21 protein-coding genes are annotated in these 21575 nt (G+C 54.3%); 15 read left to right on the forward strand and 6 right to left on the reverse strand.

Annotated features, from left to right (window positions below):
- Positions 1–218 precede the first annotated feature (218 nt).
- The 4 genes from aspS to ruvC are packed head-to-tail and all read left to right on the forward strand — an operon-like array spanning position 219 to position 3765.
- Positions 219–1997, forward strand: a complete 1779-nt coding sequence (aspS, locus tag O9K67_RS10300) for an aspartate--tRNA ligase (RefSeq protein ID WP_061496711.1) — start codon at positions 219–221, stop codon at positions 1995–1997.
- Position 1998: 1 nt separating this feature from the next.
- Positions 1999–2442 (forward strand): dihydroneopterin triphosphate diphosphatase, encoded by a 444-nt coding sequence (nudB, locus tag O9K67_RS10305; RefSeq protein WP_061496709.1) that lies wholly within the window; start codon positions 1999–2001, stop codon positions 2440–2442.
- 26 nt (positions 2443–2468) lie between these two features.
- Positions 2469–3209 (forward strand): YebC/PmpR family DNA-binding transcriptional regulator, encoded by a 741-nt coding sequence (locus O9K67_RS10310; protein ID WP_045511314.1) that lies wholly within the window; start codon positions 2469–2471, stop codon positions 3207–3209.
- A 34-nt stretch (positions 3210–3243) separates the two neighbouring features.
- Complete coding sequence (gene ruvC / locus O9K67_RS10315; RefSeq protein WP_061496707.1) at positions 3244–3765, forward strand: crossover junction endodeoxyribonuclease RuvC; 522 nt, start codon at positions 3244–3246, stop codon at positions 3763–3765.
- Positions 3766–3790: 25 nt separating this feature from the next.
- Here ruvC and O9K67_RS10320 read toward each other — a convergent pair whose 3' ends face one another.
- A complete protein-coding gene (locus O9K67_RS10320) occupies positions 3791–4609 on the reverse strand; it encodes a helix-turn-helix transcriptional regulator (RefSeq protein ID WP_061496705.1) in 819 nt (272 codons plus the stop codon).
- Between the two features lie 95 nt (positions 4610–4704).
- Here O9K67_RS10320 and O9K67_RS10325 point away from each other — a divergent pair, with 95 nt between their 5' ends.
- The 3 genes from O9K67_RS10325 (at position 4705) to ruvB (ending at position 7316) form a co-directional block, all read left to right on the forward strand.
- Positions 4705–5586, forward strand: a complete 882-nt coding sequence (locus O9K67_RS10325; RefSeq protein ID WP_061496703.1) for an SDR family oxidoreductase — start codon at positions 4705–4707, stop codon at positions 5584–5586.
- Between the two features lie 99 nt (positions 5587–5685).
- A complete protein-coding gene (gene ruvA, locus O9K67_RS10330; protein WP_061496701.1) occupies positions 5686–6297 on the forward strand; it encodes a Holliday junction branch migration protein RuvA in 612 nt (203 codons plus the stop codon).
- Positions 6298–6305: 8 nt separating this feature from the next.
- Positions 6306–7316, forward strand: a complete 1011-nt coding sequence (gene ruvB, locus O9K67_RS10335; RefSeq protein WP_061496699.1) for a Holliday junction branch migration DNA helicase RuvB — start codon at positions 6306–6308, stop codon at positions 7314–7316.
- Positions 7317–7359: 43 nt separating this feature from the next.
- Here the strand turns inward: ruvB and znuB are convergent, their stop codons facing one another.
- Positions 7360–8145, reverse strand: coding sequence for a zinc ABC transporter permease subunit ZnuB (gene znuB / locus O9K67_RS10340; protein WP_061496696.1), 786 nt, complete (start codon positions 8143–8145; stop codon positions 7360–7362).
- Positions 8142–8897: a zinc ABC transporter ATP-binding protein ZnuC gene (gene znuC / locus O9K67_RS10345; protein ID WP_061496694.1), complete on the reverse strand. Its 756-nt coding sequence runs from the start codon at positions 8895–8897 to the stop codon at positions 8142–8144. The genes znuB and znuC overlap by 4 nt, the downstream gene beginning before the upstream one ends.
- Before the next feature lie 78 nt (positions 8898–8975).
- Here znuC and znuA point away from each other — a divergent pair, with 78 nt between their 5' ends.
- The 3 genes from znuA to lpxM all read left to right on the forward strand — a co-directional run bounded on the left by znuA (position 8976) and on the right by lpxM (position 12369).
- Positions 8976–9920 (forward strand): zinc ABC transporter substrate-binding protein ZnuA, encoded by a 945-nt coding sequence (gene znuA, locus O9K67_RS10350; protein ID WP_061496691.1) that lies wholly within the window; start codon positions 8976–8978, stop codon positions 9918–9920.
- Positions 9921–9935: 15 nt separating this feature from the next.
- Positions 9936–11267 carry a murein DD-endopeptidase MepM gene (gene mepM / locus O9K67_RS10355; RefSeq protein ID WP_061496690.1) on the forward strand — a complete coding sequence of 444 codons (1332 nt, stop codon included), beginning with the start codon at positions 9936–9938 and terminating at the stop codon, positions 11265–11267.
- A gap of 130 nt (positions 11268–11397) precedes the next feature.
- Positions 11398–12369: a lauroyl-Kdo(2)-lipid IV(A) myristoyltransferase gene (gene lpxM, locus O9K67_RS10360; RefSeq protein WP_061496688.1), complete on the forward strand. Its 972-nt coding sequence runs from the start codon at positions 11398–11400 to the stop codon at positions 12367–12369.
- 52 nt (positions 12370–12421) lie between these two features.
- On the opposite strand, the gene pyk is transcribed toward lpxM, so the two are convergent.
- On the reverse strand, positions 12422–13864 hold the full coding sequence (gene pyk, locus O9K67_RS10365; RefSeq protein ID WP_061496686.1) for a pyruvate kinase: 1443 nt from the start codon (positions 13862–13864) through the stop codon (positions 12422–12424).
- Positions 13865–13990: 126 nt separating this feature from the next.
- A complete protein-coding gene (locus tag O9K67_RS10370; RefSeq protein WP_061496684.1) occupies positions 13991–14860 on the reverse strand; it encodes a MurR/RpiR family transcriptional regulator in 870 nt (289 codons plus the stop codon).
- A gap of 341 nt (positions 14861–15201) precedes the next feature.
- On the opposite strand from O9K67_RS10370, the gene zwf reads away from it, so the two are divergent.
- The 3 genes from zwf (at position 15202) to kdgA (ending at position 19401) form a co-directional block, all read left to right on the forward strand.
- A complete protein-coding gene (zwf, locus tag O9K67_RS10375; RefSeq protein WP_061496682.1) occupies positions 15202–16677 on the forward strand; it encodes a glucose-6-phosphate dehydrogenase in 1476 nt (491 codons plus the stop codon).
- Between the two features lie 233 nt (positions 16678–16910).
- A complete protein-coding gene (gene edd, locus O9K67_RS10380; RefSeq protein ID WP_061496679.1) occupies positions 16911–18722 on the forward strand; it encodes a phosphogluconate dehydratase in 1812 nt (603 codons plus the stop codon).
- A gap of 37 nt (positions 18723–18759) precedes the next feature.
- A complete protein-coding gene (kdgA, locus tag O9K67_RS10385; protein ID WP_061496675.1) occupies positions 18760–19401 on the forward strand; it encodes a bifunctional 4-hydroxy-2-oxoglutarate aldolase/2-dehydro-3-deoxy-phosphogluconate aldolase in 642 nt (213 codons plus the stop codon).
- Positions 19402–19466: 65 nt separating this feature from the next.
- On the opposite strand, the gene purT is transcribed toward kdgA, so the two are convergent.
- The gene (gene purT / locus O9K67_RS10390; protein ID WP_061496672.1) at positions 19467–20645 is read right to left on the reverse strand and encodes a formate-dependent phosphoribosylglycinamide formyltransferase; all 1179 of its coding nucleotides are present in this window, start codon (positions 20643–20645) and stop codon (positions 19467–19469) included.
- Between the two features lie 132 nt (positions 20646–20777).
- On the opposite strand from purT, the gene O9K67_RS10395 reads away from it, so the two are divergent.
- Entirely contained in the window at positions 20778–21119 is a 342-nt protein-coding gene (locus O9K67_RS10395; protein ID WP_061496670.1) for a YebG family protein, read from the forward strand.
- 58 nt (positions 21120–21177) lie between these two features.
- Positions 21178–21531 carry a protein YebF gene (gene yebF, locus O9K67_RS10400; RefSeq protein ID WP_061496668.1) on the forward strand — a complete coding sequence of 118 codons (354 nt, stop codon included), beginning with the start codon at positions 21178–21180 and terminating at the stop codon, positions 21529–21531.
- Positions 21532–21575 lie beyond the last annotated feature (44 nt).

Below are 21575 nucleotides of genomic sequence, written 5' to 3' on the forward strand. Positions count from 1 at the left end.
GGCGTCGCGCGCGGTTTACAATTTTTGTTAAATTTTGTGAGAATGCGCAATAAGCGCGCAGCAAACGCGCGTACAGTCAGTCGCGGGCTTATCGTCAGGCAGAATTTCCAGTATAATAGCCCCCTTTTTTCATCCAGTTGTGACATACGAAAATAGCTGCTACCTAAGCACCTGCACCGCAGGTGACGGGTCGCACGCAGCTAATTAAGGGATATCTCATGCGTACAGTATATTGCGGGCAGCTCAATCAGTCCCATGTGGGACAGCAAGTAACGCTTTGTGGGTGGGTCAATCGTCGTCGTGACCTCGGTAGCCTTATCTTTATTGATATGCGCGATCGTGAAGGCATCGTGCAGGTGTTTTTCGACCCGGACCATCAGGATGCGTTCCAGCTCGCTTCCGAACTGCGTAATGAGTTCTGCATTCAGATTACCGGCACCGTACGCGCCCGTGATGCGAAAAACGTCAACAAAGATATGGCTACCGGCGAAGTGGAAGTGTTCGCGACTGCGCTGAACATTATCAACCGCGCTGAAGCCTTGCCGCTGGATTCCAACCACGTCAACACCGAAGAAGCGCGTCTGAAATACCGCTATCTCGATTTACGTCGTCCAGAAATGGCTCAGCGCCTGAAAACGCGTGCGAAAATCACCAGCTTTGTCCGTCGCTTTATGGATGACCACGGCTTCCTCGACATTGAAACCCCAATGCTGACCAAAGCCACGCCGGAAGGCGCGCGCGACTACCTCGTGCCAAGCCGTGTGCATAAAGGTAAATTCTACGCGTTGCCGCAGTCCCCGCAGTTGTTCAAACAGCTGCTGATGATGTCCGGTTTTGACCGCTACTATCAGATCGTAAAATGTTTCCGCGACGAAGACCTGCGTGCTGACCGTCAGCCGGAATTCACCCAGATTGATGTGGAAACCTCCTTCATGACCGCGCCGCAGGTGCGTGAAGTGATGGAAGCGATGGTACGTCAGCTGTGGCTGGAGATTAAAGGCGTGGATCTGGGTGATTTCCCGATCATGACCTTTGCTGAAGCCGAACGCCGTTACGGTTCCGATAAACCGGATCTGCGTAACCCGATGGAGCTGGTGGACGTTGCTGACCTGCTCAAAGACGTTGAGTTCAAAGTTTTCTCCGGCCCGGCCAACGACGCCAAAGGGCGTGTTGCTGCGCTGCGTGTGCCAGGCGGCGCACAGATCAGCCGTAAACAGATTGACGACTACGGCAAATTCATCGAAATCTACGGCGCGAAAGGTCTGGCCTATATTAAGGTCAATGAAGCAGCAAAAGGCCTGGAAGGCATCACCAGCCCGGTGGCGAAATTCCTCAACGCTGATATCGTCAGCGCGATCCTGACACGCACTGGCGCACAAGATGGCGATATGATTTTCTTTGGCGCGGACAACAAAAAAGTCGTTGCCGATGCGCTGGGCGCGCTGCGTCTGAAACTGGGTAAAGATCTGAACCTGACCGACGAAGCCAAATGGGCGCCGCTGTGGGTGATCGACTTCCCGATGTTTGAAGATGACGGTGAAGGCGGTCTGACGGCAATGCATCATCCGTTCACCTCGCCGAAAGACATGTCTGCCGCAGAGCTGAAAGCCGCGCCGGAAGATGCCGTTGCCAACGCCTACGATATGGTCATTAACGGTTATGAAGTGGGCGGTGGTTCGGTGCGTATTCACAACGGTGAAATGCAGCAGACCGTGTTTGGTATTCTGGGCATTAACGAGCAGGAACAGCGTGAGAAGTTTGGCTTCCTGCTGGACGCACTGAAATACGGTACACCGCCGCATGCTGGCCTGGCGTTTGGTCTGGATCGCCTGACCATGTTGCTGACCGGTACAGACAATATCCGCGACGTTATCGCTTTCCCGAAAACGACGGCAGCCGCCTGTCTGATGACTGAAGCACCGAGCTTCGCCAACCCGGCGGCACTGGCTGAATTGGGTATTGCGGTGTTGAAAAAAGAGTCTGCGGAGAACAAGTAACATGCCATTTAAGCATCCCGTTTCGGTGCTGGTCGTGATCTACGCACAGGATACGAAACGGGTGCTAATGCTGCAGCGACGCGACGATCCTGATTTCTGGCAGTCGGTTACCGGCAGCCTGGAAGCAGGGGAAACCGCGTTGCAGGCCGCCATGCGTGAAGTAAAGGAAGAGGTCGACATTGATATTGCTCTTGAGCAACTGACCTTAGTCGACTGTCAGCGCACGGTGGAGTATGAAATTTTTAGTCATTTACGTCATCGCTACGCACCGGGCATTACGCATAACAGCGAGTCCTGGTTTTGTCTCGCGTTGCCACACGAGCGGCAGATTGTTTTTAGCGAACATCTGGCCTACCGCTGGGTTGATGCGCCGCAAGCGGCTGCATTAACCAAGTCGTGGAGCAACCGGGAGGCGATTGAAGAGTTTGTAATTCATACCGCCTGATCGGGCGGTTTCTTGGAGAGTTTTTTATGGCAGGTCATAGTAAATGGGCCAACACCAAACACCGCAAAGCAGCACAGGATGCCAAGCGCGGTAAGATCTTCACCAAAATCATTCGTGAGCTGGTCACGGCAGCGCGTCTGGGCGGCGGCGATATCGGCTCCAACCCGCGTCTGCGCGCAGCAGTGGATAAAGCGCTGTCGAACAACATGACCCGCGACACCCTGAATCGCGCAATTGCACGCGGTGTCGGTGGCGATGACGATGCGAACATGGAAACCATCATTTACGAAGGTTACGGCCCTGGCGGCACCGCGGTGATGGTGGAGTGTCTGAGTGACAACCGTAACCGTACCGTTGCCGAAGTGCGTCATGCGTTCAGCAAATGCGGTGGTAACCTGGGCACCGACGGCTCTGTGGCTTACCTGTTCAGCAAAAAAGGGGTGATCTCTTTTGATGCTGGTGATGAAGACACCATTATGGAAGCGGCGCTGGAAGCCGGTGCAGAAGATGTGGTGACCTTTGATGACGGCGCAATTGACGTTTACACCGCGTGGGAAGAGATGGGTGCTGTGCGCGATGCGCTGGAAGCAGCCGGTCTGAAAGCCGACAACGCAGAAGTGTCTATGATCCCGTCCACCAAAGCGGACATGGACGCAGAAACGGCACCGAAACTGCTGCGTCTGATCGACATGCTGGAAGATTGTGACGACGTGCAGGAAGTTTACCATAACGGTGAGATCTCAGATGAGGTCGCAGCGACGCTCTGATGTCGCTTAATCTGCATAGAACCGGAGACGCATGATGGCGATTATTCTCGGTATTGACCCGGGGTCACGCGTCACCGGTTATGGTGTGATCCGCCAGACCGGGCGGCAGTTAACCTATCTTGGTAGCGGCTGTATCCGGACAAAAGTGGACGATTTACCGTCGCGCCTGAAGCTGATTTATGCAGGCGTGACGGAAATCATCACCCAGTTTCAGCCCGATTTTTTTGCTATCGAACAGGTATTCATGGCGAAAAATGCCGATTCGGCGCTCAAGCTGGGACAGGCACGCGGCGTGGCGATTGTTGCCGCGGTGAATCAGGCGTTACCGGTATTCGAATATGCCGCCCGTCAGGTGAAACAGACGGTGGTTGGCATTGGTAGCGCGGAAAAAAGTCAGGTGCAGCATATGGTGCGTACCTTGCTGAAACTTCCCGCTAACCCACAGGCGGATGCCGCCGATGCACTGGCGATCGCCATCACCCACTGCCATGTTAGCCAGAACGCCCTGCAAGTCAGCAGTTCCCGGCTTAACTTGGCGCGCGGAAGATTACGGTGAAAAGCGCCACATGCTGGCGCTTTTTTTATAACAGCGAACTGATTTTTTCCGCATCTTCCTCGGTTGAAGGGTTATAGACCACCATCGTCAGATCAGGTTGCCCCTCAACAGAAAAACTCGAGTACTCAAGCGACAGCCTGCCGACATGACCGTGCAGCAGGATCTTTGTCCCTTCGGCCATCCCCTCGATATCATTGCTCTGCCATAGCCGGGCAAACTCGGGTGAAGCGGCGCTCAGTTCCTCGACTAACGGGCGGATCTCAGCGGAAGCGCCGGCACGGGTTGCATCGGCGCGAAAGGCTGCCACCAGAAAACGCGTCAGCCCATGCCAGTCCGTTTGCATAGCGCGTACCTGAGGATTAAGAAACATGCGCCGCAAGATATTGCGCTGCTGTGGGGGGAGGGAGGGGTAATCTGCCATCACCACAGTGGCCGCTTTATTCCAGGCCACCACATCCCAGGTGGCGTTACGGATCATCGCCGGGCTGAGCGGCATATGATCCAGCACCTTTTGCAGACGTTCGCTTACGGTTCCGGTTGGGCTGTAATGCACGCCAGGCGCACGCCCCAGCCCGAGGTGAAACACATGTTCGCGCTCGCGCTCAGAGAGGCGTAGCGCCTGGCAAATCCGTTCAAGTACTTCAGCAGAAGGCGTACCGCCACGCCCTTGCTCAAGCCATGTGTACCAGGTTGCGCTGATACAGGCCAGATGTGCCACTTCCTCCCGACGCAGCCCTGGCGTGCGCCTGCGCGCGGTGTGAAAACCCAGCGCGAGAGGATCGAGCTGCGCGCGGCGGGATTTCAGGTACTGACCGAGATCTTTCGGCTGAGTCACGCTTTGCATCCTGTTAGTCCTTATACCACGATAATGTCACTACTTTTCTCTGTTATGGATATTCATCAGGATAACTGCGCGAGTCAACATAAGGAGACACACGCATGCATGTTTTTCTGACGGGCGCGACCGGTTGGGTAGGCGCAACAGTGGCGGCGGAATTACTGGCCGCCGGGCATCAGGTGAGTGGACTGGCCCGGAACCCGGGCAAAGCGCAGGCGTTGCTGAACGCAGGGGGGAATGCGGTATACGGGACGCTGGACGATCATCAACTGCTGTTTGATGCCGCAGCAAAGGCGGATGCGGTGATCCACACGGCTTTTAATCATGACTTCTCCCGTTTTGCGGATAACTGCGCGCAGGACCAGCATGCCATTGAGGTACTGGGTAACGCGTTACTGGGGAGTGAACGCCCGTTGCTGGTCACTTCCGGCTTTGCGAGGCTGGTCCAAGGGCGTCTGGCGACGGAAGACGATAAACCGGGCACGGGACCAGAATACCTGCGTCGTTCGGAACAAGCCGCACAGACGCTGGCAGAAAAAGGCGTACGCACCGCCAGCATTCGTCTCGCCCCAACGGTTCATGGCATTGGCGATCATGGTTTTGTGCCGAACCTGATTGCACTGGCGAAAAAAACGGGTGTTGCCGCCTGGCCTGGAAACGGGGAAAACCGCTGGGCAGCAGTTCACCGGCTGGATGCGGCAAAGGTGTACCGGTTGGCGCTGGAAACGGGTGTTACACAGCCGGTTTACCATGCCGTGGCGGAAGAAGGGATCCCGATGCGCGACATTGCTATCGCAATAGGCAATATGCTTGGGGTTCCTGCGGAATCACGCGACGCGGAACACTTTGGATGGTTTGCCACCTTTGCTGCTACGGAAATGGCGGCGTCCAGCGAGCGCACCCGTAAAGTTCTGGGCTGGCAACCAGGGCAGCGTGATTTGCTTACGGATCTTGCAGACGCTGCATATTACGCGAATTCCTGAATCACCCTCGCGCTTTTCCTGTATATTCGGCTGGATATCTATCCAGCCTTTTTTTATGATACAGCATTACAACTTCAGCCCTTAGCGCAGGAGCGTCACGTGATAGGCAGACTCAGAGGCATTATTGTCGAAAAACAACCCCCGTTAGTGGTGCTGGAAGCAGGAGGGGTGGGGTATGAAGTCCATATGCCAATGACCTGTTTTTACGAGCTACCGGATGCCGGTAAAGAGGCCATTGTCTTTACCCATTTCGTGGTGCGTGAAGATGCGCAACTGCTGTTCGGCTTTAACAATAAACAGGAACGGATGCTGTTTCGCGAACTGATAAAAACCAACGGCGTCGGGCCGAAACTGGCGCTGGCGATCCTCTCCGGCATGTCGGCGCAGCAGTTTGTCAATGCGGTCGAGCGTGAAGATCCCGCGGCGCTGATCAAGTTGCCCGGTATTGGCAAGAAAACGGCTGAGCGCCTGATTGTAGAGATGAAAGATCGCTTTAAAGGTCTGCATGGCGACCTGTTCACTCCTGCTGCTGATCTGGTGCTGGCTTCGCCAGCAAGCCCGGTATCGGACGATGCGGAGCAAGAAGCGGTTGCTGCGCTGGTGGCGCTGGGCTATAAACCACAGGAAGCCAGCCGGATGATCAGCAAAATCGCCCGTCCGGACGTAAACAGTGAAACCCTGATCCGTGAAGCGCTACGCGCAGCGTTGTGAGGTAGAGGATGATTGAAGCAGACCGTCTGGTGGCGCCTGCCAGTAGCAATGTGGAAGAGATTGCGGATCGCGCTATTCGTCCGAAAATGCTCGCGGAGTACATTGGTCAACCGCAGGTGCGTTCGCAAATGGAGATCTTTATCCAGGCGGCTAAACTGCGTGGTGACGCACTCGACCATCTGCTGATCTTCGGCCCCCCCGGGTTGGGGAAAACCACGTTGGCCAATATTGTGGCGAACGAAATGGGCGTCAATCTGCGCACAACGTCCGGTCCGGTGCTGGAAAAAGCGGGCGATCTGGCGGCGATGCTGACGAATCTTGAGCCTCACGACGTACTGTTTATTGATGAAATCCACCGCCTTTCACCCGTTGTGGAAGAGGTGCTCTATCCGGCGATGGAGGATTATCAGCTGGATATTATGATTGGCGAAGGCCCGGCGGCGCGCTCAATCAAAATTGATTTGCCACCGTTTACCCTGATTGGCGCGACAACCCGTGCGGGTTCGCTAACCTCTCCGCTACGCGATCGTTTCGGTATTGTGCAGCGCCTGGAGTTTTACCAGGTGGCGGATTTGCAGCACATTGTGGGCCGTAGCGCGCGGTTTATGGGGCTGGAAATGAGTGACGAAGGTGCGCTGGAAGTGGCGCGTCGCTCGCGTGGTACGCCGCGTATCGCTAACCGCCTTCTGCGTCGGGTGCGTGACTTTGCTGAGGTGAAGCATAACGGCGATATTTCGGCTGACATTGCCGCCCAGGCACTCGACATGCTGAATGTGGATGCCGAAGGGTTTGACTATATGGATCGCAAACTGCTGCTGGCGGTGATAGATAAGTTCTTCGGTGGGCCGGTTGGTCTGGATAATCTGGCGGCGGCCATTGGTGAAGAGCGGGAAACTATCGAAGATGTGCTGGAGCCGTACCTTATTCAGCAGGGCTTTTTACAGCGAACTCCGCGCGGAAGAATGGCAACGGTCAGAGCGTGGAATCACTTCGGTATAACGCCGCCGGAAATGCCGTAAAGCAGAATACCGGGAGCATCTCGCATCGCTCCCGGTACACCATTCAATTGGTGGTTTTCTTGAACATGCTGAAGATAAACAGCAGCGCAGCGCACAGCACCACGGACGGACCCGCCGGTGTATCATACAGCGCGGAGAAGGCCAGCCCTCCTGTCACTGCAATCATTCCGATGCCAACAGCCACGCCTGCCATTTGTTCCGGCGTACGGGCAAAACGGCGGGCGGTTGCGGCGGGAATAATCAGCAGCGATGTAATAATCAGCGCGCCGACAAATTTCATTGCCACACCGATGGTCAGAGCGGTAACCAGCATGAGCAACAGTTTTACGCGTTGCAGTTTTACACCATCGACAAATGCCAGTTCGGGGCTGATGGTCATCGACAGCAAGTTGCGCCACTGCCAGAGTAAAATTCCCAGAACAATCGCCACGCCCAGTGCGATAGCCAGTAAATCCTCCGGTGTGACTGCCAGCAGATCACCGAACAGATACGCCATCAGATCAACGCGAATATTTGACATCAGACTGACCACGACCAGACCCAGTGACAGCGCGCTGTGTGCCATGATACCGAGGAGTGTGTCGATCGCCAGTTGAGGACGTTTCTCCAGCCAAACCAGACCGGCTGCCAGTAACAACGTCACGGCGATAACGGCATAAAACGGATTTACATCGAGCAGAAAACCAAATGCCACTCCCAGCAGGGAGGCGTGTGCCAGCGTATCGCCGAAATAGGACATCCGACGCCAGACGACAAATGATCCCAGCGGCCCGGCGGCGCAGGCCAGCATAATCCCGGCAAACCAGCCGGGCAGTAATAGTTCAATCATGAGCGTCCATTACCTTGGCGCAGTACGATGCGTCCCTGTAAATCGTGGCGGTGGTTATGATTATGGCGGTAGATGCCGAGTTGTTCTGCACCGCGTTGGCCAAACATGGAGATAAACTCCGGATGCATGGAGACAACTTCCGGCGTACCGGAACAACAGATGTGATGATTCAGGCACAGCACTTCATCGGTTTTCGCCATTACCAGATGCAGGTCGTGTGAGACCATAAGTACGGCACAATCCAGCTCTTTACGAAGCTGGTCGATCAGATCGTACAGCGCGACCTGACCATTGACGTCAACGCCCTGAGTAGGTTCATCGAGCACCAGCAATTGCGGGCGGTTAAGCAATGCACGTGCAAGCAATACACGCTGAGTTTCCCCGCCGGAAAGTTTTTGCATGGGTGCATCCACCAGATGGGCTGCCTGTACTCGTTTCAGGGCCGGAATGATCTCGTCTTTGCGCGTGCCTGGACGCAGGCGCAGAAAGCGCCCCACGGTCAGCGGCAGGGTCGTGTCCAGTTGCAATTTTTGTGGCACATAGCCGATACGCAGGTTGCTGCCGCGTTTGATCATCCCGGCATCCGGTGCTACCAGCCCAAGCACCACACGCACCAGCGTGGATTTGCCCGCGCCATTCGGACCGAGCAGAGTAAGGATTTTACCGGGGCATAATTTAAGCGAAATGTCAGATAAAACGCGTCGTTGGCCAAACGCGACGGTGACTTTTTCGAGCGTTACAAGATTCGTCATAGCATTTAAGGGGTTGCACAAGTTGTCGAATGTTATAATATCACATCCCACACACTCATTACGATCAGTAGTCGCATTATGTTACATAAAAATACGCTTCTTTGCGCAGCGTTATCCGCTGCTCTCCTCGGTGGGGCAGCACAAACTGCTAACGCTGCCGTTGTAACCTCATTAAAGCCGCTGGGTTTTATTGCGTCGGCCATTGCAGATGGCGTTACCCCGACGGACGTGTTGCTGCCTGATGGTGCTTCTGAGCATGATTATTCACTTCGCCCGTCTGATGTAAAACGCTTACAGAACGCGGACTTAGTCTTTTGGGTCGGACCGGATATGGAAGCGTTTATGGCGAAATCCGCGCAGCAAATCCCGGCGGATAAAAGGGTGACAATGGCGGAACTTGATGGCGTGAAAACGCTGCTCATGAAAGGGGCTGATGACGACGAGCATGATCACGAAGGTCCTTCCCATGAAGAAGAAAAAAGTGACGAACATCACCATCATGGCGATTACAACATGCATCTGTGGCTCTCGCCAGAGATAGCGCGGCTGTCAGCGGTTGCAATCCACGATAAATTAGTGGAAGTTATGCCGCAAAGTCGAGCAAAGCTGGACGCCAACCTGCAGGCATTTGAGGCATCATTAGCCCGGGCCGATAAACAGGTCGGAGACGAGCTGGCACCGCTGAAAGGGAAGGGGTATTTCGTTTTTCATGACGCCTATGGCTACTTTGAAAAACACTACGGGCTGACGCCCCTCGGCCATTTTACCGTCAACCCTGAAATTCAACCCGGTGCGCAGCGTTTACATGAAATCAGAACACAGTTGGTTGAGCAAAAAGCAACCTGCGTTTTTGCTGAGCCACAGTTCAGGCCAGCGGTCGTTGAAGCTGTTGCCAGAGGGACATCCGTTCGAATGGGGACGTTGGATCCACTCGGGATCAGTATCAAGTTAGGTAAAGAGAGCTACCCGCAGTTCCTTGCCCAATTGTCTAACCAGTATGCGAGCTGCCTGAAAGGAGAATAACGAGGAAGTGAATACGTGCAACAGATAGCCCGCTCTGTCGCCCTGGCATTTAACAGTTTACCGCGGCCCCATCGCGTCATGCTGGGGTCGCTTACCGTTCTCACTCTTACGGTCGCCGTCTGGCGGCCTTATGTGTATCACCCGGAATCGACTTCCGCGCCGATCGTCAAAACCATCGAGCTCAAAAAGAACGAAATCCGTTCTTTACTGCCTGAAGCCAGCGAACCTATTGATCAGACCCTGCCTGACGAAGTGGAAGATATCCCGCAGGATGACCTGGATGACAAAACCGCCAGCGAAGCGGGCGTACATGAATATGTGGTTTCTACAGGCGATACCCTGAGCAGCATCCTCAATCAATACGGCATCGATATGGGCGATATCAGTCAGCTCGCCGATGCAGATAAGGAGTTGCGCAACCTTAAAATTGGTCAGCAGCTTTCCTGGACATTAACCGCGGATGGCGATCTGCAACGCCTGACCTGGGAGATGTCCCGTCGTGAAACCCGCACTTATGATCGTACCGAAAGCGGTGCGTTCAAAATGAGCAGTGAGCTGCAACAGGGCGACTGGGTGAACACGGCCATGAAAGGCACCGTTGGCGGGAGTTTTGTTGGCAGCGCACGCGAGGCCGGGCTGACTAATAGCGAAATTAGCTCAGTAATCAAAGCGATGCAGTGGCAAATGGATTTCCGCAAGCTGAAAAAAGGGGATGAGTTCTCTGTGCTGATGTCCCGTGAGATGCTGGAGGGTAAGCAGGAGCAGAGTCAGCTTCTGGGTGTGCGTTTGCGCTCAGACGGTAAGGATTATTATGCCATTCGGGCCGAAGACGGTAAGTTTTACGACCGCAACGGCACCGGGCTGGCGAAAGGTTTCATGCGCTTCCCGACGTCAAAACAGTTCCGGGTGTCGTCGAATTTTAACCCGCGCCGTCTGAATCCGGTGACCGGTCGCGTTGCACCACATAAAGGTGTCGATTTTGCCATGCCGCAGGGGACGCCCGTGCTTTCTGTGGGTGACGGTGAAGTGGTTGTGGCGAAGCGTAGCGGCGCGGCAGGCTATTATGTCGCTATCCGTCATGGTCGCACCTACACCACACGTTATATGCACCTGCGTAAATTGCTGGTGAAAGAGGGGCAGAAAGTGAAACGTGGCGATCGCATTGCGCTCTCTGGTAACACCGGGCGCTCTACGGGGCCGCATCTGCATTATGAAGTGTGGATCAACCAACAGGCGGTGAACCCGTTAACGGCGAAGTTGCCAAGAACGGAAGGGCTGACAGGGTCGGATCGTAAAGATTACCTTGCCCAGGTGAAAGAGGTCGTACCGCAGCTCACTCTCGACTGATTCGTTCAAGAAATATGCGTATAAAGCCGATGCCTTAGCCGCGTCGGCTTTTTCTTTTGTGTGAAAGATAACGGCTCGCTACACTATCAGATTATCTTTTCTGACTTGATGTCTGGCCTGCGGAAGATGCATGGAAACGAAAAAAAATAACAGTGAATACATTCCGGAGTTCGAACCTGAATTCCGTCACCCGCGTAACTGGGGCGCGTGGTTGGGCGTGTTGGCCTTTGCTGGCGTGGCGATGCTCCCCCCCTCAGTGCGCGATCCGTTGCTGGGTAAGCTGGGGCGCCTGGCGGGGAAATTCGGTAAAAGCGCGCGTCGTCGTGCACAAATCAATTTGTTTTACTGCTTTCCGGAAAAAAGCGAAGCCGAAAGGGAAGCAATCATCGACGAGATGTTCGCTACCGCGCCGCAGGCAATGGTACTGATGGCCGAGCTGGCGATTCGTGGCCCGGAAAAAATCTTGCCGCGTGTGGAGTGGCAGGGAAATGAGATCATTGATGAGTTGCGTCGCAACGGTGAAAATGTGATTTTCCTGGTTCCGCATGGCTGGGGTGTGGATATTCCTGCAATGCTTCTGGCATCACAGGGGCAGAAAATGGCGGCGATGTTCCACAACCAGGGAAATAAAGTGTATGACTACGTGTGGAACACGGTGCGTCGTCGTTTTGGTGGGCGTTTACACGCACGTAATGACGGCATCAAACCTTTTATCCAGTCCGTGCGCCAGGGGTACTGGGGCTACTATCTTCCGGACCAGGATCACGGCCCGGAACAGAGTGAGTTTGTCGATTTCTTTGCCACCTATAAAGCAACGCTGCCGGCGATTGGCCGCCTGATGAAAGTCTGCCGTGCACGCGTGGTACCCCTTTTCCCGGTGTATGATGCCAGCACGCATCGGCTGATTGTGCAGGTGCGCCCGCCGATGGACGATCTACTGACCGCGGACGATAACACGATTGCGCGTCGGATGAATGAAGAGGTGGAGGTGTTTGTTGGCCCGCATCCGGAGCAATACACCTGGATCCTGAAATTGCTCAAAACGCGCAAACCCGGAGAAACCGAGCCGTACAGGCGCGACGAGCTGTATCCAAAAAAATAATGCATAAAAAAGGCCTCCTGAACAGGGAGGCCTTTTGCATTCTACACAGTCATTATTCGACGGTCAGAATACGCGTGGTGTTGGTGGTGCCGATGGTGCCCATCACGTCGCCCTGAGTCACAATGACCAGGTCGCCGGAGAGCAGATAGCCTTTATCACGCAGCAAGATAACTGCATCATTGGCTGCGGCAACGCCATCGGTATAGCTATCGAAATAGACCGGCGTAACACCACGGTACAACGCGGTCAGGTTCAGTGTGCGCTCATGTCGGGAGAGGGCAAAAATCGGCAGACCCGAACTGATACGTGACGTCATTAGCGCCGTACGCCCTGATTCAGTCATGGTGATGATAGCGGTTACACCCTTCAGGTGGTTCGCGGCATACATCGCCGACATCGCGATGGCCTCTTCCACGTTGTCAAACTGAATATCCAGTCGGTGTTTGGAGACGTTGATGCTGGGGATCTTCTCGGCGCCCAGGCAAACGCGCGCCATCGCAGCAACGGTTTCAGAAGGATACTGACCAGCGGCGGTTTCCGCAGACAACATGACTGCATCGGTGCCGTCCAGGACGGCGTTAGCGACGTCCATCACTTCTGCGCGGGTTGGCATCGGGTTGGTGATCATTGATTCCATCATCTGGGTTGCGGTGATCACCGCGCGGTTTAGCTGACGGGCGCGGCGGATAAGCGCTTTCTGGATACCCACCAGCTCCGGGTCGCCAATCTCAACGCCGAGGTCGCCACGGGCAACCATCACTACATCGGACGCGAGGATCACATCATCCATCGCTTCCTGATTGCAAACGGCTTCCGCACGCTCAACTTTTGCCACGATTTTTGCGTCACAGCCTGCGTCGCGCGCAAGTCGGCGCGCATAGTTCAGATCTTCGCCGCAGCGCGGGAAGGAGACAGCCAGGTAATCAACGCCAATCATTGCAGCGGTAACGATATCCGCTTTGTCTTTATCCGTCAGCGCTTCTGCAGACAGACCACCACCGAGTTTGTTGATGCCTTTATTGTTGGACAACGGGCCGCCGACGGTGACTTCGGTGAACACTTTCATGCCCTGAACTTCCAGCACTTTTAGCTGTACGCGACCATCATCCAGCAGCAGGATATCGCCGGGAACGACATCAGCCGGCAGACCTTTATAGTCGATGCCGACCTTTTCTTTGTCGCCTTCGCCTTTACCCAGGTTGGCGTCAAGCAGGAATTTATCACCGATGTTCAGGAAGACTTTGCCTTCCTTAAAGGTGGAAACGCGAATTTTTGGCCCTTGTAAGTCGCCGAGGATAGCAACATGACGTCCCAGTTTTGCCGCAATCTCACGTACCTTGTCGGCACGTAATTTATGATCTTCCGGTGTTCCGTGTGAGAAGTTCATCCGCACCACGTTAGCGCCGGCAGCAATAACTTTCTCAAGGTTGTTATCGCGATCGGTTGCCGGACCTAAGGTGGTAACGATTTTGGTTCTGCGAAGCCTTCTGGACATGTAATACTCCGTTGACTGAAACAACTTGGTGTTGCGTGAACATGAATTCGGTCATGTATCGCCCTGCTGTGAAGAGCAATTTGTCTGGCCGAACAGCGTAAGAGGTTACCGCTTTATTATTAACTATTAATGGTTATCGCTTTTGACAAGCAGCTCCTTATCAAAGCGCGATTCTTTCAGTGCTTCTTTGACTCGCTTCAAGTTATCCCTGAATTTTGCTCCTCTGCGCAACGTGAACCCGGTTGCCAGTACGTCGATAACCGTCAGTTGCGCAAGGCGGGAAACCATGGGCATGTAAATGTCGGTATCTTCCGGAACATCCAGCGTGATCGCAAGCGTCGCTTCGCGCGCAAGCGGGGTACCTGCGGAGGTTAGCGCAATCACCATGGCATCGTTTTCACGCGCCAGTTGCGCAAGTTCAACCAGATTTTTGGTTCGCCCGGTATGCGAAATCAGCACGACTACGTCATCGTCGCTACAATTCATACAACTCATGCGTTGCAGGACAATGTCGTCGGAATAGACCACCGGAACATTAAAACGGAAAAATTTATTCATGGCATCGTGCGCCACGGCGGCGGACGAGCCAAGACCGAAGAAGGCAATTTTTTTCGCCTGGGTCAGTAAATCCACCGCGCGGTTTACCGACGCCATATCCAGCGACTGACGCACATGATCGAGACTGGCCATCGCCGATTCGAAGATTTTGCCGGTGTAGGCTTCGACACTGTCATCTTCATCGACATTGCGATTAACATAAGGCGTGCCGTTGGCAAGACTTTGCGCCAGATGCAGTTTAAAATCAGGGAAACCGCGCGTATCGAGGCTGCGGCAGAAACGGTTCACCGTCGGTTCGCTGACCCCCGCTTCTTGCGCAAGCGCGGCGATACTGGAGTGAATGGCCTGCTCCGGCGTTGCGAGGATCACTTCCGCCACTTTACGTTCGGATTTGCTAAGGTTTTCCAGTCGCGACTGGATTTTTTCCAGCATATTCATGGGTGATAAAGCGCTCATGGTAAAACGATTCCACAAAGGGGAAATCGTGATGCGATTGAATTTGATATTACCCCTGCGCGTCGCAGAAAAGTAAGCGGTTGTGAAAAACGATGTTGTTTTTTTTCATTACTTGATCAACGTCGGATTTTATTGGCTGCGTCCTGGGCAAACATCCAGCATTTTCAGGGCGAAAAAACGTATTTTTCGTCACAACAAAATAACGCACTTCCTGACAAGGCTTAACAGTTTCGGGAATGACGTAAAAGCAGTACATTGTACTGTAATAAAATTACAACTAAGACCTGGCTAGAGTACCAGGATAGCCAACTGAGGAGAATGACATGGCGGTAATACAAACAGCCCAGGCGTGTGACCTGGTCATTTTCGGCGCGAAAGGCGACCTCGCACGCCGGAAATTGCTGCCTTCCCTGTATCAACTGGAAAAAGCGGGTCAGATCCACCCGGATACGCGTATCCTGGGCGTTGGACGCGCCGACTGGGATAAAGAAGCTTACACTCAGGTGATCCGTGAAGCGCTCGAAACCTTTATGAAGGAGAAGATCGACGAGAGCTTGTGGGACAAGCTAAGCGGTCGTCTTGATTTCTGCAATCTCGACGTTAACGACACCGCTGCGTTTAAACGCCTTGGCGATATGCTGGATCAAAAAAATCGCACTACCATCAACTATTTTGCGATGCCGCCGAGCACCTTTGGTGCCATCTGTAAGGGGCTGGGCGAAGCCAAACTGAACGCCAAACCGGCGCGCGTGGTGATGGAAAAACCGCTGGGAACCTCACTAGCGACTTCGCGTGAGATCAACGACCAGGTGGGTGAATATTTCGAAGAGTGCCAGGTTTACCGTATCGACCACTACCTGGGTAAAGAGACGGTGCTTAACCTGCTGGCGCTGCGTTTTGCCAACTCTCTGTTTGTGAACAACTGGGATAATCGCACTATCGATCACGTGGAAATCACCGTGGCGGAAGAGGTGGGTATTGAAGGTCGCTGGGGCTATTTTGACCAGGCAGGTCAAATGCGCGACATGATCCAGAACCACCTGCTGCAAATCCTGTGCATGATTGCGATGTCGCCGCCGTCAGACCTGAGTGCGGACAGCATTCGCGATGAAAAAGTGAAAGTGCTGAAGTCATTGCGTCGCATCGACCGTACCAACGTGCGTGAAAAAACTGTACGCGGTCAGTACACCGCCGGTTTTGCTCAAGGCAAAAAAGTGCCGGGTTACCTGGAAGAAGAGGGCGCTAACAAGTCCAGTAATACCGAAACGTTTGTTGCTATCCGCGTGGATATTGACAACTGGCGCTGGGCGGGTGTGCCGTTCTACCTGCGCACCGGTAAACGTCTGCCGGCGAAATGTTCTGAAGTCGTAGTGTATTTCAAAACGCCAGAACTGAATCTGTTCAAAGAGTCCTGGCAGGATCTGCCACAGAACAAGCTGACTATCCGTCTGCAACCCGATGAGGGCGTGGATATCCAGGTTCTTAACAAAGTGCCGGGTCTGGATCACAAGCATAATCTGCAGATCACCAAACTCGACCTCAGCTACTCTGAAACGTTTAACCAGACGCACCTTGCAGATGCTTACGAGCGTCTGCTTCTGGAGACCATGCGCGGCATCCAGGCGCTGTTTGTGCGCCGTGATGAAGTAGAAGAGGCGTGGAAATGGGTGGACTCCATTACTGAAGCCTGGGCTGCGGATAATGACTCACCGAAACCGTATCAGGCGGGCACCTGGGGGCCTGTTGCTTCCGTGGCAATGATCACCCGCGATGGCCGTTCCTGGAACGAGTTTGAGTAACCTTGCTGCTGTTCTGATGATGCTATTTTACCGGTAACATGATCTAACACAGAAATCAGGACAATTTTTCATCTTTCAGGCCCCGACTGGATTCACCAGCGGGGCTTTTTTTATTACACTGGCTGAAGCGATTTTGCCTTTGGGGCACAGTAATCCGGTGTTTCGGGCTGGCAGGAAAAACCGTTTATACCGCGCATATTGTTTCCCCGGACAGATAAATTTCAGGAGCCTCTATGAACCCGACAATGTTACGCGTAACAAATCGTATTATTGAACGTTCGCGCGAAACCCGCTCAGCCTACCTTGCCCGCATCGAACAGGCGAAAAGCAGCACGGTACGCCGCTCATCACTAGCATGCGGCAATCTGGCGCACGGATTCGCTGCCTGCCAGCCCGAGGATAAAGCCTCACTCAAAAGTATGTTGCGCAACAACATCGCCATCATCACTTCCTACAATGATATGCTGTCTGCGCACCAGCCCTATGAAACCTACCCGACTATCCTGCGCAAAGCGCTGCATTCCGTTAATGCGGTGGGGCAGGTTGCCGGCGGTGTTCCGGCGATGTGTGATGGCGTTACCCAAGGGCAGGACGGTATGGAGCTTTCACTGCTTAGCCGTGAAATTATCGCCATGTCGGCTGCGGTAGGCCTGTCACACAATATGTTTGATGGCGCGTTATATCTCGGTGTGTGCGACAAAATTGTCCCCGGCCTTGCGATGGCGGCGCTCTCATTTGGTCATTTACCCGCGCTGTTCGTGCCGTCAGGCCCAATGGCCAGCGGTCTGGCGAACAAAGAAAAAGTACGTATCCGCCAGCTTTATGCTGAAGGTAAAGTCGATCGCATGGCGCTGCTGGAATCTGAAGCTGCGTCTTATCATGCACCGGGCACCTGTACTTTCTATGGCACTGCCAACACCAATCAGATGGTGATTGAATTTATGGGCATGCAGTTACCCGGTTCCTCTTTTGTGCATCCGGATGCCCCGCTGCGACAGGCTTTAACCGAAGCGGCTGCACGTCAGGTAACGCGTCTCACCGGCAATGGCAACGAATGGATGCCGCTTGGCAAGATGATTGACGAAAAAGTGGTGGTAAATGGCATCGTTTCGCTGCTGGCAACGGGCGGCTCAACCAACCACACCATGCACCTGGTGGCGATGGCTCGCGCGGCGGGCATTATTATCAACTGGGATGATTTCTCTGACCTTTCTGATGTAGTGCCGTTGCTGGCACGCCTCTATCCGAATGGCCCGGCCGACATTAACCACTTCCAGGCGGCAGGTGGCGTTCCGGTTCTGATGCGCGAGCTGCTCAAAGGCGGCCTGCTGCATGAAGACGTCAATACGGTGGCGGGCTTTGGTCTGACTCGCTACACCAACGAACCGTGGCTGAATAATGGTGAGCTTGACTGGCGTCCTGGCGCTGAGGTCTCGCTCGATGCCGATGTCATTGCCACCTTTGATAAACCGTTCTCCAAACACGGCGGCACCAAGGTACTGAGTGGTAACCTTGGCCGTGCTGTCATGAAGACCTCCGCCGTGCCGGTGGAAAATCAGATTATTGAAGCGCCGGCGATTGTTTTTGAAAGCCAGCATGACGTGTTGCCGGCCTTCGATGCAGGTTTGCTGGACCGTGACTGCGTGGTTGTTGTACGTCATCAGGGGCCAAAAGCGAACGGAATGCCAGAATTACATAAACTCATGCCGCCACTTGGTGTATTATTGGACCGCCGTTTCAAAATAGCTTTAGTAACCGATGGACGGCTCTCAGGTGCATCGGGTAAAGTGCCGTCGGCGATCCACGTAACACCAGAGGCTTATGATGGTGGATTGCTGGCGAAAGTGCGTGATGGCGATATCATCCGGGTCAACGGGCAGACGGGAGAATTAACGCTGCTGGTGGATGAAAACGAACTTGCCGCACGTCAACCACATATTCCTGACCTGAGCGCGATGCGCGTGGGCACAGGGCGCGAAATGTTCGGCGCACTGCGGGAGAAACTTTCCGGGGCGGAGCAGGGCGCAACCTGTATCACTTTTTAAGACGACACGATTTTAGTTCTGGCGAGAGAAAAACCTGATGAAAAACTGGAAAACGAGTGCAGAAACAATCCTGAAAACTGGCCCGGTTGTGCCGGTGATCGTAGTGAACAAACTGGAACACGCGGTGCCGATGGCGAAAGCGCTGGTTGCCGGAGGCGTTCGCGTTCTGGAAGTGACTCTGCGCACCGCTTGTGCCATAGACGCTATCCGTGCGATTGCTAAAGAAGTGCCGGACGCGATTGTTGGTGCGGGCACCGTGCTGAACCCGCAGCAACTGGCGGAAGTGACCGCTGCGGGTGCGCAGTTCGCCATCAGCCCGGGTCTGACCGAACCGCTGCTGAAGGCCGCAACGGAAGGCTCAATCCCGCTGATCCCGGGTATCAGCACCGTTTCCGAACTGATGCTGGGCATGGACTACGGTCTGAAAGAGTTTAAATTTTTCCCGGCTGAAGCGAATGGCGGCACCAAAGCGCTGCAAGCCATTGCCGGTCCGTTTGCGCATGTGCGTTTCTGCCCGACTGGCGGGATTTCTCCGGCAAACTACCGTGACTACCTGGCGCTGAAAAGTGTGCTGTGCATCGGCGGTTCCTGGTTGGTGCCGGCAGATGCGCTGGAAGCAGGTGATTATGACCGCATCACTAAACTGGCACGTGAAGCGGTAGAAGGCGCGAAGCAGTAACCGTGCGGCGGGTCTAACCCCGCCAGCCATAAAGCCCGCTCAGCGTTACTGCTGGCGGGCTTTTTTTATCCCTGAACGTTAACGGTCTTCGCTGCCGTAATCGCCCGTTGTACGGCGGTTTCGACATTCTCGCCCGTCGCCAGCGCGACGCCCAGTCGACGGGAGCCGTCGATTTCCGGTTTGCCGAACAGGCGCAACTGCACACCAGCGCCCACCGCTTCATGCACGTTATCGAAGGTCACATTCCGGCTGCTCAAACGCGGCAGGATGACCGCCGAAGCAGACGGGCCATACTGGCGGATGTCGCCAACAGGCAAGCCGAGGAAGGCGCGCACGTGCAGCGCGAACTCGGAGAGATCCTGCGAAATCAGCGTAACCATACCGGTATCATGCGGTCGCGGAGAGACTTCGCTGAAGATGACTTCATCGCCACACACGAATAACTCCACGCCAAACAGACCGTGACCACCGAGCGCCAGGACGACTTTGCGGGCAATCTCTTCCGCGCGTTGCAGCGCGACGGTGGACATCTGCTGCGGCTGCCAGGATTCACGATAATCCCCGTCTTCCTGACGGTGGCCAATGGGAGCGCAAAAATGCACGCCATCCACCGCGCTGACTGTCAAAAGCGTGATTTCAAAATCAAAGTGGACCACGCCTTCGACAATCACGCGACCGGCTCCGGCACGGCCGCCTTGTTGTGCATATTCCCAGGCTTTAGCTAACTGGTCAGTACTTTTAATAAAGCTCTGGCCTTTGCCAGATGAACTCATAACCGGCTTAACAATACACGGCAACCCAATCTCTTCAACCGCCTGATGGAATGCGGCTTCACTGTCAGCAAAACGGTAACTGGACGTCGGAAGCTGGAGTTCTTCCGCCGCGAGACGACGAATGCCCTCACGGTTCATTGTCAGCTTTGCAGCACGCGCACAGGGGACAACGTGCTGGCCTTGTGCTTCCAGTTCAATCAGCGTATCGGTGGCGATGGCTTCGATTTCCGGCACAATGAAATGGGGTTTTTCTTGCGCTACCAGCGCTTTCAGCGCCTCTCCATCCAGCATATTAATAACATGCGAACGGTGGGCGACATGCATTGCCGGGGCATCGGCATAGCGGTCAACGGCAATCACTTCGATGCCGAGACGTTGGCACTCAATGGCCACTTCTTTGCCCAGTTCGCCGGAACCGAGTAACATCACGCGAGTTGCTGCAGGGCGCAGCGCAGTACCTAAAAGAGTCATAGCAGCTTACCGTTGGGAAAAAATCTGCGCGCAGTATAAACGAAAACGTTTGCGTCTGTCTTTTATCACTTGCGATGGTTTTTTCATCGCGCTACTATACTGTATAAATAAACAGTTAAATGAGGCTGCATCATGGCGGTAGAAGTTAAATACGTAGTCATTAGAGAAGGTGAGGAAAAAATGTCTTTTGCCAGCAAAAAGGAAGCGGATGCTTACGATAAGATGCTTGATCTGGCGGAAGTTCTGGGTGACTGGTTAGGCGCAGGTCCGGTCACACTGGAAGACGAAACACGTGACCAAATGGCGCTGTGGCTTGCCGAACAAAAAGACGCACTTAGCAGCATCCTTAAGTCCGGCAAATTGCCTGGAACAGAGGCACAGGAACCTGAAATGTCACCGGCGGCGGATGTGGAGAGTGAGCCGACAGACACCGTCGACATTAAAAGCGCAGCCAAACGCGCGAAAGTTGCCTGATCTTGCACTGCCTGTAATTTGTACCATGCTTTGAAGGGGTAAAAACCAGGAGATAAGCATGAAAATAGCAGGGGTTTTCGCCAGCTTTCTTTTGCTGGCGGGCAGTGCAGCGGCGCATGCCGCTAACGATAAGTCGGTGAAGTTTCCCTCGTGCGAGGGGCTTAACGCTGAAGGCATTGCCGCCAGCGTTAAGCGTGACTATTTGCAAAATCGCATTGTTCGTTGGGCAGACGATCAAAAAAAACTTGGACAGGCTGATCCTGTGGCCTGGATCAGCACCAAGGATATTGTCGGCAAGGGCGATAAATGGGCTGTACCGTTAACCGTACGCGGGAAAAGCACTGATATCCACTATAAAGTGGTGATCGACTGCAAGGCCGGTACGGCGGACTATCAACCACAACCTGACTGACACAATTTTCCCATCTTTTGCAGAGTCAGACATTTCCTGACATC

Origin of the sequence: Kosakonia oryzendophytica (assembly GCF_027886705.1) — a bacterium.
GTDB classification, from domain to species: domain Bacteria; phylum Pseudomonadota; class Gammaproteobacteria; order Enterobacterales; family Enterobacteriaceae; genus Kosakonia; species Kosakonia oryzendophytica.